The 11,271-nt window shown below is 69.7% G+C and carries 9 protein-coding genes and 1 pseudogene; 4 read left to right on the top strand and 6 right to left on the bottom strand.

Annotation, left to right across the window (positions count from 1 at the left end; genetic code table 11):
* Positions 1 to 62 precede the first annotated feature (62 nt).
* From ACWA14_RS02705 to ACWA14_RS02695, 3 genes are read right to left on the bottom strand one after another with little or no spacing between them, the layout of a single operon-like run.
* Complete coding sequence (locus ACWA14_RS02705) at positions 63 to 797, bottom strand: ABC transporter permease (protein WP_463795937.1); 735 nt, start codon at positions 795 to 797, stop codon at positions 63 to 65.
* Positions 794 to 1,594 (bottom strand): ABC transporter ATP-binding protein, encoded by an 801-nt coding sequence (locus ACWA14_RS02700; RefSeq protein ID WP_463795936.1) that lies wholly within the window; start codon positions 1,592 to 1,594, stop codon positions 794 to 796. The genes ACWA14_RS02705 and ACWA14_RS02700 overlap by 4 nt, the downstream gene beginning before the upstream one ends.
* Positions 1,591 to 3,273 (bottom strand): alpha/beta hydrolase, encoded by a 1,683-nt coding sequence (locus tag ACWA14_RS02695; RefSeq protein WP_463795935.1) that lies wholly within the window; start codon positions 3,271 to 3,273, stop codon positions 1,591 to 1,593. Before ACWA14_RS02695 ends, ACWA14_RS02700 begins: the two co-directional genes overlap by 4 nt.
* Before the next feature lie 145 nt (positions 3,274 to 3,418).
* On the opposite strand from ACWA14_RS02695, the gene ACWA14_RS02690 reads away from it, so the two are divergent.
* Entirely contained in the window at positions 3,419 to 4,468 is a 1,050-nt protein-coding gene (locus tag ACWA14_RS02690; RefSeq protein WP_463795934.1) for a hypothetical protein, read from the top strand.
* A 2-nt stretch (positions 4,469 to 4,470) separates the two neighbouring features.
* Positions 4,471 to 5,355: a matrixin family metalloprotease gene (locus ACWA14_RS02685; RefSeq protein ID WP_463795933.1), complete on the top strand. Its 885-nt coding sequence runs from the start codon at positions 4,471 to 4,473 to the stop codon at positions 5,353 to 5,355.
* A 130-nt stretch (positions 5,356 to 5,485) separates the two neighbouring features.
* Here the strand turns inward: ACWA14_RS02685 and ACWA14_RS02680 are convergent, their stop codons facing one another.
* Positions 5,486 to 6,988 (bottom strand): L-serine ammonia-lyase, iron-sulfur-dependent, subunit alpha, encoded by a 1,503-nt coding sequence (locus ACWA14_RS02680; protein ID WP_463795932.1) that lies wholly within the window; start codon positions 6,986 to 6,988, stop codon positions 5,486 to 5,488.
* Positions 6,989 to 7,135: 147 nt separating this feature from the next.
* On the opposite strand from ACWA14_RS02680, the gene ACWA14_RS02675 reads away from it, so the two are divergent.
* Complete coding sequence (locus ACWA14_RS02675) at positions 7,136 to 7,444, top strand: hypothetical protein (protein ID WP_463795931.1); 309 nt, start codon at positions 7,136 to 7,138, stop codon at positions 7,442 to 7,444.
* A gap of 30 nt (positions 7,445 to 7,474) precedes the next feature.
* Here the strand turns inward: ACWA14_RS02675 and ACWA14_RS02670 are convergent.
* A pseudogene (locus ACWA14_RS02670) lies at positions 7,475 to 9,164 on the bottom strand (L-aspartate oxidase).
* Between the two features lie 77 nt (positions 9,165 to 9,241).
* Here ACWA14_RS02670 and ACWA14_RS02665 point away from each other — a divergent pair.
* A complete protein-coding gene (locus ACWA14_RS02665) occupies positions 9,242 to 10,186 on the top strand; it encodes a LysR family transcriptional regulator (RefSeq protein WP_463795930.1) in 945 nt (314 codons plus the stop codon).
* Between the two features lie 97 nt (positions 10,187 to 10,283).
* On the opposite strand, the gene ACWA14_RS02660 is transcribed toward ACWA14_RS02665, so the two are convergent.
* Positions 10,284 to 11,204: an HTTM domain-containing protein gene (locus ACWA14_RS02660; RefSeq protein ID WP_463795929.1), complete on the bottom strand. Its 921-nt coding sequence runs from the start codon at positions 11,202 to 11,204 to the stop codon at positions 10,284 to 10,286.
* Positions 11,205 to 11,271: the final 67 nt, after the last annotated feature.

The raw sequence follows: 11,271 nt of genomic DNA, 5'->3' as shown, positions 1-11,271 counted from the left end.
TGTTCAGCCCGATTCGGCCACATCCATCCTGAATTGTGAACGCCGAACCATGGTGAGCGCCCTCACGGCGTCCGCCGGCGCAGCGTCAGCGACGCCAGCACCAGGGCACCGATCGCGAACGACACCACGATCAGGAGCGGACCGAACACGTCCCACCCTTCCGCTCCGGTCGCAACGGCGTTGATCGTGTCGATCGCGTGGCTCAACGGAAGCCAGTCGGAGATCGCGTGCAGGACGTCCGGCATCTGGTCGCGCGGCATGAACAGTCCACCCAGGAGGATCTGTGGGAACACCAGCAGCGGCATGAACTGCACCGCCTGGAATTCTGTCTGTGCGAAGGCGCTCGCGAGCAGTCCGAGCGCGGTGCCGAGCAGCGCATCGACGACCGCGACGAGTCCCAATTGCCAGAGCGGCCCGTCGACGTCGAGCCCGCAGACCCCCACCGCGAATGCCACCGTGATCGCCGCCTGCACGACCGCCATCGCCCCGAACGCCAGCGCGTAGCCCGCGACGAAATCGGCTTTGCCCAGCGGCGTCGTCATCAGTCGCTCGAGAGTGCCGGATCTGCGCTCACGCAGCGTCGTGATCGAGGTGATCAGGAACATCACGATGAACGGGAACAGCGCCAGGATCGCCCCTCCGACGCGGTCGAACACGCCATCCTGGTCGCTGAAGAGCCAGGCGAAGAGCCCGACCAGGAGACTCGGTGCGACGAGCATGAGCGCGATCGATCGCGGATCGTGCCGCAGCTGGGTCAGCACGCGGTGCGCCGTCGCCAGCGTCCGCCCGCCGTTCACGATCTCGGCTCCGCGGTGGGATCGTCGTGGTGCCGCGCCCCGCGACGGGCGCGCCTCGACGCCCGTGTCACCCCTGGCCCCCTGGTCTGGTCCCGCGCGATCACCGCGAGGAACGCGGCATCAGGGTCGTCGGCGCCGGTGTCCTCCAGCAGTGCGCTCGGGGTGGTGTCGGCGATGATCCGCCCTTCGCGCAGGAGCAGCAGCCGATCGCAGCGGAGCGCTTCGTCCATCACATGGCTCGAGACGATCAGGGTGACGCCGCGGTTTGCGAGCGCGCGGAAGAGCTCCCACAGTTCGGCACGGAGCACGGGGTCCAACCCGACCGTCGGCTCGTCGAGCACGACCAGCTCCGGCGCGCCGATCAACGCCACCGCCAGCGAGACCCGGCTGGCCTGCCCTCCGCTGAGCGAGTCGACCAGCTGATCGGCCTGCGCACCCAGGCCGACCTCGGCGATCACGCGCTCCACGTCCCGCGCCGGTGCCTTCAGCAGTGCCCCGAAGTAGCGGAGGTTCTGGCGCACACTCATGTCTGCGTAGACGGAAGCGCCCTGCGTGCCGTACGCCACGCGAGTGCGCAGGGGCGAGGACCCGCCCGGCTCGCCGAGCACGGTGACCGTTCCCGACCCGAGGCGCTGCACGCCCACGATCGAGCGGATCAGCGTGCTCTTGCCGGATCCGGATGGTCCGAGCAGTCCCGTGATCTGCCCGCGCGGGATCACGAGATCGATGCCGCCGAACACCTCGGACGCGCCTCGGCTCACGCGCAGCCGAGAGATGTCGACCGCCGGCTCGCTCATCGGGTGCGCTCCAGTCTCCAGTGCGGCGGGGACGAACCGGCGTCGACGCGGGACAATCCGCGGCCCGCCCCCGGCGGCTCCCCCCGCAGGTCGGCCGCGATGTCGTCGAGCACCGGCGTCGACATCGCGAAATAGCCGTGCCCGAGGAAGGTGTCGTCCACGGCCGACACATCGATCGTCGTCATCCCCGCCATCGTGGTGACCGGCGGGAGGAGCCCCACGCGGTCGACGCCGTGCAGGAACCTCGACAGGCCGAGCGCTCGGTCGGAGGTCGAGGCGTACGAGGTGATCGATTCGCACACCGACCGGTAGAAGGCCGAGCGCTGACGCAGGATGTCGGGGTCCATGTCGGCCGCCGCCAGATAGAGGCGTTCGATCGCCGCTCCGGAGCCCCCGAGGCGCTCCATCGCCCAGGACAGCACGCGGTTGCCCATCGAATGCACGAGCATGTCGATCTGTTCGACACCGGACGCGCGCAGGTGACCGACGAATTCGACGAACAGCTCCCACGCGGATTCTGCCTGGGAGAGATCCGGGATGTACTCGATCTCGGATGCCCGGGACGGCCAGCTGAAGGCGGTGACCACGCCGTCGACGTCGAGGTCGACCGCCAGCTGCGCCGCGCAGATGATCGCCGCCTCGAACGACGAGTTGTACCCGTGGACGTACACCAGCGCTCGCCGGGAGCCGGCGCCGTCCAGTCGCTCCCTCAGGACGCCGTCGAAGTCGTCGCCGTGCAGCACGGTCTTCTGCAGCTTCAGGGCATCGTCGCGGAAGTCCAGCCGCAGCACCTTCTGCCACCACGGCGAGCCGTCCGATCCGCGTCGATGAGCAGACGGCACCGACACATGGCACTGCCCGAGAAGCAGCGTCGGGGACCGCTCGGGGCCGAACTCCGAGGTCGTGCCCGCGCGCAGCGACCGCGTGGTGCCGAACCAGACCTCGACCGTCTCGGGCCCCTGCCTCTCCGGCCTGGAATCCGGCTCCACCTGCCATGCCGCGCTGAGGTCGAGATCCTCGTACTCGCGCAGCGCCGTGGTCGGCGTGGGCAGCAGCGGGGTCGGTGGCACGGCGGGCGCCACATCGGGGAACGCGATCGCGCTCTCCTGCAGAAGGGCCCGGAGATCGGCGACCGACGTCCACACGGTCGTCGCCCGAGCCGCGGACGTGGGTGCCTGATACCCGAGCACGTCGCCCCAGCGATCTCCTTCGATCACGTGCGCGTACCAGGGGGCGCGGTCGACATCCTCGCGCGGCCCTCCGCCCAGGGAAGCCGCGCCGGCCGCCGCCCGCCGCAGCGACGCGGAGATCGCGCGGAGATCCCGCACCCGCCCGGCGTCACCGCGCAGCGCCTGGGTCTCCGCGGTGCGCGCGAAAGCCTGGACCGTGATCAGCGCCCGCGAGAGCGTCTCGTCCGGGCGGAGATCGCGACGCGCCCAGAGCTCCCCCAGCGGGAAGGCCAGCTGCAGGTTGGCGTCGCTGACCCGCGGTCGACGGCACGCCGACAGCACGTATTCGACGATCGCGCGCGCCGTGCGCAGGAGCGCGGTGAGCGGGGCATCCGAAGCGGCGTCGGCGAAACCGCCCGCCGTGGAATCCGCCCCCGATGCCGGCAGACGGCGCACGGACGCCATCGCCGTGTCGACCAGCTCGAGGTAGTTCTCGGTCCGCTCGTCCATGAGCCCTCCCGTGGTTCCCCGCCCCTCTTCAGGTCATGCTAGCGACGGCGGAGCACCGGGGATAGACACGGCGAGCGCGGAGGTCTAGCGTCACAGGTATCGCCGGGGGGACCGAGTCATCGAGGGAGATGATCGCGTGGGACTGGTGGACAAGATCAGGCAGCTGTGGCGCCGTGAGACGACGCAGGTGGTGCACGGCTGGGTCGGCCTCGTCGACGGCGTCGCCGAGGCACCCGATGAGATCCCGCCCAGCGAGCGCTACGTCGAACTCGTGGCCGCCGGCTTCGGGCTGCGGTTCGCGCAGGAGCGAGCGGCCGGCCGCAGTCCGGTGTTCGCCAGCGCGGTCACCTGGCAGAGCCCGAGCGGGGAGGTGCTGCACATCAGCAAGACCCTCAGCGACGAGGATTTCGAATCGATCGGCGCGGGGGGAGCCTTCGTGACCATCCATTCGCAGGTCCCGCTGACGACCTTGCTGCCACTCGGCGCGAGCAACGTCGAATACACCGTGGGGCTTCTGTCGGCCCCCGGGGATTCCCTGTTCGCCGGCGTCGCCGCCTTCCTCTCGAACGTCGCCGATCTGACCCAGCGCACCGAGCTCACCGCGGTCGGCGCGGTGGCGGACAAGGTGGCGACCGGACTGGACACCATCCTGGGGAACGACAAGATCACGGGCCGCCTCGGCCTCCACGGCGCCGTGCTGGCGTCCGAACCTCGCGCCGGGTACTACGTGGTCACCTCGCTCCCCTCCGCACCTCCGCTGCTCGATCACCTGACCGTGATCGACGGTCGACTCAGGTTCTTCTCGGAAGGAGTCTGGGGCGACCCCGCGGGGTTCGACTACCTGCTGCTCCGCGTGGCGCTGCGGGGCTCGCAACCGGATCGATGGCGCGACCTCGAATCCGTCGCCGGGCCATGGAAGGCGGCCGAGGAGAAGCTGGCCCAGGCCACCACGGCGCAGGCCGTCACCGAGGCGGGCGTCGCGTTCAAGCTGGCGGTCGCCCAGGCCCGCAACGATCCGAACCTCGCGGTCGGCGATCGTGATCTCGCCGCCGAGGAGATCCGCGCGCACTGGGAGCGCAGCTCGCGGGACGCCTTCGGCCCGGGCTCCGTCGGCGCCTCCGGGTTCGTCGACGGTGCCGACGCCGCCGCTCTCCTCGAGCTTGCCCGCTCCATCGGCGACGCGGCGGCGGTCTGACCGTGTACCGGCGTGACCGGACCCTCGCCGCCGAGATCCTCGGCCACCCGCGCGACCGCCACAGGGAGGCGATGATCACGGGGTACGTCGAGGAAGCGGAGAAGATCGCGCACCGGGCACCGAGCGTGTGGTCGGACGATCCGCCGGGCGCCGAGCAGACCCTGCACGTCGTCGAGGGCGACCTTCTCCTCGACGATGACGAGCTCGTCGTCTACGCCGCACGGAACGCCGAGCGACCGCTGATCCCCAGCGCCCCCCTGGGCGACTCCGGACTGGTCGGATTCGAGACCGCGGGCCAGGCCACCCGCTGGGATGACGGCGTCGTGCTGCGCTACAGCGTGATGCGGCAGTCGTTCCTCCGCGAGACGGACTACCGTGTCGCGGTCCGGAACCTCCGACGGGCGGCGAGCGACTGGGAGCGGGTGTGCGGGGTGCGCTTCGAGCACGTCGACCGGTTCGACGGCCACCCCGACTACGCGCGACCCGCACCCGAGATCCATGACGACCTGGTCTTCACCGCGCGATTCCAGGATCAGGAAGGCCGACTCATCGCTGCCGCGTTCTTCCCGACCCAGCCTCCCCCGCGGCGCAAGGTGATCTTCGACGCCTCGTACTTCCGTCCCGGTCTGCGGTTCAACCGGGTCGGCGTGCTGCGTCACGAACTCGGGCACGTGCTCGGCTTCCGCCACGAGCACATCCGCACCGGCGCGCCCGCCGTCTGCCCCGGGGACGACGAGAGCGTCACGCTCTTCCCCTTCGGGGAGTACGACCCGAAGTCGGTGATGCACTACTTCTGCGGCGGCGTGGGGAATCCTCGTCTGAGCTTCAGCGCCGGAGACCGGAAGGGTGCGCAGCTTCTCTACGGACCGCCGCTCACCTCGCCCTGACGCTCACTCTCGATGATGTCGCTTCCGCCGAGCGGTCCCTTTCTGTGCGAACGGCCCCCTTGTGAACGCAAATAAGGGGTGGCTCGCGCAGAAAGGGGCCGGTCGGCACCCGGAGTGAGGGGGCGAGCGCTCAGCACTCGATGACGTTGACCGCCAGGCCGCCCTCGCTCGTCTCCTTGTACTTCGTCGACATGTCGATCCCGGTCTGACGCATCGTCTCGACGACCGCATCGAGGGACACGTAGTGGCTGCCGTCGCCGCGCAGGGCCAGTCGCGCCGCGGTGACGGCGGTGGACGCCGCGATCGCGTTGCGCTCGATGCAGGGGATCTGCACGAGCCCGCCGATCGGGTCGCACGTGAGTCCGAGGTGGTGCTCCATGGCGATCTCGGCGGCGTTCTCGATCTGCCGGTTCGTGCCGCCCATCACGGCGGTGAGCCCGCCGGCCGCCATCGCGCACGCGGATCCGACCTCGGCCTGGCATCCACCCTCCGCACCGGAGATCGACGCATTGGCCTTGAACAGCGAGCCCAGCGCGGTCGCGGTCAGCAGGAAACGACGGATGCCGCGGCGGCGGTTCGCCTCCGCGGTCTGCTCGCTGTCGAGCCCGGCGTCCGCACCCGCGGCGAGCGCGCCCGCATCGGGGCCGAACCCGAGAAGTGCGCTGCCGACGAGCTCGCCGTAGGGGGTGACGGCGTTGCCCGCCCCGAGCCCCGAGTCGGCCAGGAAACGCCACCAGTACATCGCCACGGCCGGCAGGATGCCGGCGGCGCCGTTCGTCGGTGCGGTGACCACGCGTCCGCCCGCCGCGTTCTCCTCGTTGACGGCGAGCGCGAATGCCCCCAGCCACTCACCGGGAAGCTCGCGGTGACCCTCGGATTCGACGGCTTCCAACTGCCCGCGGATCAGACCGGCCCGCCGCTTCACCTGCAGGAAACCCGGCAGCACACCGTCGGCATGCAGCCCCGCGTCGACGCATCCCGCCATGGCATCCCAGATCGCGTCGAGTCCCTCCGCGACCTCTTCCTCGCTGCGCAGCGACGACTCGTTGAGCCGTGCGACCTCCGCGATCGACAGTCCGCGTTCGTCGCAGAGCGCGAGCAGCGACGCGGCATCGGCGTAGGCATAGGGGAATCCGGCCGTGGCGAGCGCCTCCCCCTCGCCCTCTCGGCGGATGAATCCCCCGCCGACCGAGTAGTACGTCTCCTCCGCGACCGTCGTGCCGTCGTGCGCCCACGCCGTGATCGTCATCGCGTTCGGGTGTCCCGGGAGCCGGGTCCGCGGAGCGAACACGATGTCGTCCTTCACGAACGGCACCGCATGTTCGCCGCCGAGAAGCAGTTCGCCTCCCGGCGGGAAGGCCGTCCAGGCGGATCGCACCTCGGCGGGATCGCAGGTCTCCGGGGAGAGTCCGCGGAGGCCCGCGACGACGGCATCCGGAGTGCCGTGCCCGATACCGGTCGCTCCGAGAGACCCGAACAGCGTGCTGCCGAGGCGGGCGACGCGCGCCAGCGATCCCTCGGCGTGCAGCCGCTGCACGAAGTCGAGCGCCGCGCGCATCGGACCGACGGTATGGGAGCTCGAAGGCCCCACTCCGATGGAGAAGAGGTCGAAAGCCGAGACGTACGCAGTCACGCCTCCAGGCTACGCCGCATCGCCCTCGTTCGGTTCATCGTGGTTAACCAGATTCGCGACGGGGCGCTCGTCCCGATGACGTCAAGCCCCTTCTGCCGACCGGTCGGGGACGACATCCTGGGGGGACACATCGCGAAAGGGTCGATCATGACGAACACCACCCCGGACCAGGAATCCACCCCGGACCAGGAATCCGCTCCCGTGCAGGACACCGCCCCCGAGCAGGCCGAGACTCCTGAACAGGCCGAGACTCCTGAACAGGCCGAGTCGCCCGAGGACGCCGACGCGCAGGAGGTCCCGAGCACGGAGGAGCTGGAAGAGCCCAGCACCGAGAAGGCGCCCGGCGAAGAGCCGAAGGCTCCGAAGCGCGACGAGGCCGAGCCGGATCATGAGGCGGTCGGCATCGGGATCGTCGGTCAGCCGCAGATCGATGAGGACGCCGCGGCCGGGAGCTGATGCCCGCCCCCGGCCCACGGGTCGGAGGGGTTACTCGAGGAGCTTGCCGTCGGCATCGACCTCACGCATGAGTTCCGCGATCTCCGCGGGGATCTCGGGGATCTCCTCTCGGGTCACCCCGGCGGTCGGCGACCAGACGAGGTTGACCTGCAGCGCGGGGTCCATCTCGGGATAGTCGCTGCGGTTGTGGCATCCGCGAGTCTCCCGGCGCTCGAGCGCGGCTTCCATCGTGGCGCGCGCCGCGAGCACGGAGGCCTTGAGGTCGAAGGCGTGTGCGAGGTCCTGGAACCCCGCGATGTCGGGATGGATGCCGATGTCGGCCATCCGCTCCTCGATGCGGTCCAGTTCGGCCAGTCCGCGGAGCAGGCCCTCCTCATCGCGCACGACGCCCGCGTGCTCGGTCATCGTGTTGCGGATCGCGCGCTGTAGAGCGCGCACGTTCTCGCGCCCGTCCGCGGCGAGCAGGTCGGCGATCTCGGTCCGCGCCTGCGCGACGGCCTCGGCCGAGCGCCGCTGCGCATCGAGTCCGGCCGCGTGATCCATGGCCGCCTGTCCCGCCCAGACGGTTCGCCCCGTGCAGGCCGCTGGATGCCTCGCCGATCGCGTACAGCCCCTCGACGTCGGTCTGGTGATCGTCCGGCCGCACCCAGACACCGCCCATCGAGTAGTGCGCCGTGGGGGCGATCTCGATCGGATCGGTCGTGATGTCGAGCATCTGCAGCTCCATCATCGTCTGATAGACGCGGGGCAGCCGGGTCATGATCGTCTCGCGCGGCAGGTGTGAGACGTCGAGCCAGACGCCGCCGTTCGCGGTGCCACGTCCCTCCTTGATCTCGGTGTACGCCGCGAGGGCGACGCGGTCGCGGGTCGACAGCTCCATCCGCTCCGGGTCGTACTTCGCCATGAACCGTTCGCCCAGCGCATTGCGCAGCACTCCTCCCTCGCCGCGCGCGGCCTCCGAGATGAGCGTGCCCGCGGCGTTCTCGGGTTCGATGATCCCGGAGGGGTGGAACTGCACGAGCTCGGGGTCACGCAGACGCGCCCCCGCCTCCACCGCCAGACGGAAGGAGTCGCCGGTGTTCTCGTCGCGGCGGGAGGACGTGCGACGCCAGATGCGGTTGTGACCGCCGGCGGCGAGGATCACCGAATCGGCGTGGATCAGGTAGCGGGTGCCGTCGGACTGGTCGAACCCGTATGCCCCGAAGATCACGTTGTCGCGCACGAGCAGGCGGGTGATGTAGACGTGGTCGAGGATCGGCACCTCGAGCTGCTCGGCGCGGCGCACGAGCGTGCGCTGGATCTCGAGCCCGGTGTAGTCGCCGGCGAACGCCGTGCGGCGGAAAGTGTGCGCTCCGAAGAAACGCTGCGAGATGCGGCCGTCGTCCTCCCTCGCGAAGTCCATGCCCCAGCGCTCGAGATCGCGGATGCCGCGCTCGGCCCCCTGGGTCACGATCTCGACCGTGTGCGGGTTCGCGAGCAGGTAGCTCTCCTTGATGGTGTCCGCGGCGTGCTGCTGCCAGCTGTCGTCTTCGTCCATCGTGCCGAGGGCGGCGTTGATGCCTCCGGCGGCGAGCGAGGTGTGGGCATCCTGTCGGGGTCGCTTGCCGACGGCGAGGACGTCGATGCCGCGTTCGGCGACCTCGATCGCCGCGCGCAGCCCGGAGCCGCCGGTGCCGATGACGAGGACCGTGGTGGAGATCTGGCGTTCGCGTGTACTCATACGTCCGACGCTAATCAGGGGAAACTGATAACTCCAATGCATAGTTCGAGTGCTGTCCATGCGAGTAGGCTATGACCATGAACCTCGAGCAATTGCGCGGGTTCGTCGAGGTCGCCCGCCTCGGCCACTTCACCCGCGCCTCCGAGCACCTGCATCTCGCCCAGCCGTCGCTGAGTCGACAGATCTCGACCCTGGAGCGCGAGCTCGGCACCGAGCTGTTCCACCGCGCCCGCGGCCACATCGCGCTCACCGCCGCCGGGGAGACGCTGCTCCCCCGCGCTCAGCGGATGCTCGCCGAGGCCGAGGCGATCCGCGAGGAGATGGACGAGCTCGCGGGTCTGCGCCGCGGACGCGTACGCCTCGGGGCTCCGCCGACCCTGTGCATCAGCCTCGTCGCGGAGGCGATCGGCGTGTTCCGCTCGGCGCACGCCGGCGTCGACCTCGAACTCACGGAGGCGGGTTCGCGCACGCTGGTGGAGCAGCTCGCGATCGGCGCCCTCGACATCGCCCTCGTGACGACCGCCGAGGGGCAGGCGCCGACCGGAGTGAGCCTCACCCGCACCGACCTCCTCGCAGAGGAGCTGGTCGTGGTGTCCTCGGCCGCGCAGCCTCCCGTCACGGCCGCGGCATCCGTCGAACTCGCCGAGCTGGCCGAGCTGCCGCTGATCACGTTCGACGAGAGCTACGAGCTCCGGGCCACGACGGATGCCGCCTTCCGCGCGGCGGGGCTGTCTCCCCGCCCCGTGCTCGCCGGCGCCGAGATGGATGCGGTGCTGCGCTTCGTGGAACGCGGCATCGGTGTCGCGGTCGTCCCCGCCATGGTGCTGCTCGATCGCCCCGGCCTGCGCTCGGTACGGCTCGCGCATCCGATGATGAGCCGGACCGTGAGCCTCGCGCACCGCTCCGACGTCACTCCCGCCGTCGCGGTCGCCGCGATGCGCCGGGTGATCATGGCGACCGCGGTCGAGGTCGCCCGCCGTGACGCCGCGATCACGAACCTGATCCCCGCCACCGCCCGGTGATCGGCCGGAAAGGCATCCCGGAGCGTCCGTGCGGATGCGTGTCCGACCGCGCACCGAGGAGTCGGATGCGTTCGTCGGGCCGAACACCGCGCGAACGTCAGCCCTCGCTCGACAGGCGCGGTCGCGAGAACGACGGCAGTCGACGACCCTCCCGCGCCGAGGCGCACCACGCGAAGAACCGCTTCCACGACATGTCCCGCACGAAGACGAGATCGAGAGCGATCATCGCGATCGAGAACGGCCACAATCCGAGGAACAGGCCGATACCCAGATGCATGACCATGATGACGATCAGAGCGGCGTCGCGCGTCGGTCTCCACAGCAGCAGGACGGGAAACAGCAACTGCACCCAGAGGGAGACCCAGGACCCCACCATCACGAGCGGGGTGGATTGCCATGCCGCCGAACTGAGCTCCGGGAAGACCTGGAAGACGTCGAGCTGCAGCGCGTAGTAGAGAGCACTGCCCTGCAACCATTCATCGCCCATGAGCTTGAAGATCGCGGAGTTCACGTAGATCAACAAGACCTGGTACGAGCACAGGAGCACGGCCGTATTGTGAGCGGCGACGCGCGCCCATTCTGGAATCCGGCTCGTCACGGCCACGGGATAGATCGAGGCGGTGCCCCGATACTGACGTATGGACGAATCGATCGACCAGTGCGCGGAGAGGTTGGCCACGATGCAGAACAGCAGCACGAGCCGGATGACGACGTCGCCGCCGTTCGTCAGGAAGACGCTGTTGGTCGAAAGGGCGAGCCAGTAGAACAGCAGCAGGGGCGTGACGAGTCGGGTTGCGAAACCGAGGATGAAGAGGATCGCGAGGGTGACGAGGATGCCATAGCTGAGATCGAACATCAGCGGATCATCCTTCGGGAACACCGCCCGAAGGAACTCCGGGTAGCCGCGGCGGTCTACGGCTGGATCGACCCACGCCGATCCGGCGCCCCACAGGTAACGCCGGTCCGCTGCGCTCGTGACGAGAGACCAGAGGATCGCCGTTCCGATCAAGATGCGCAACGCTGACATGCTGTACGTTGCCTGCTCGACGCCCGCCACCCACTCGACCAGGCGATGGGGCGGGGCG

The sequence above is a fragment of the Microbacterium sp. TW_SC_2 genome (assembly GCF_055361165.1).
This window is presented reverse-complemented; position numbering and strand designations above follow the sequence as displayed.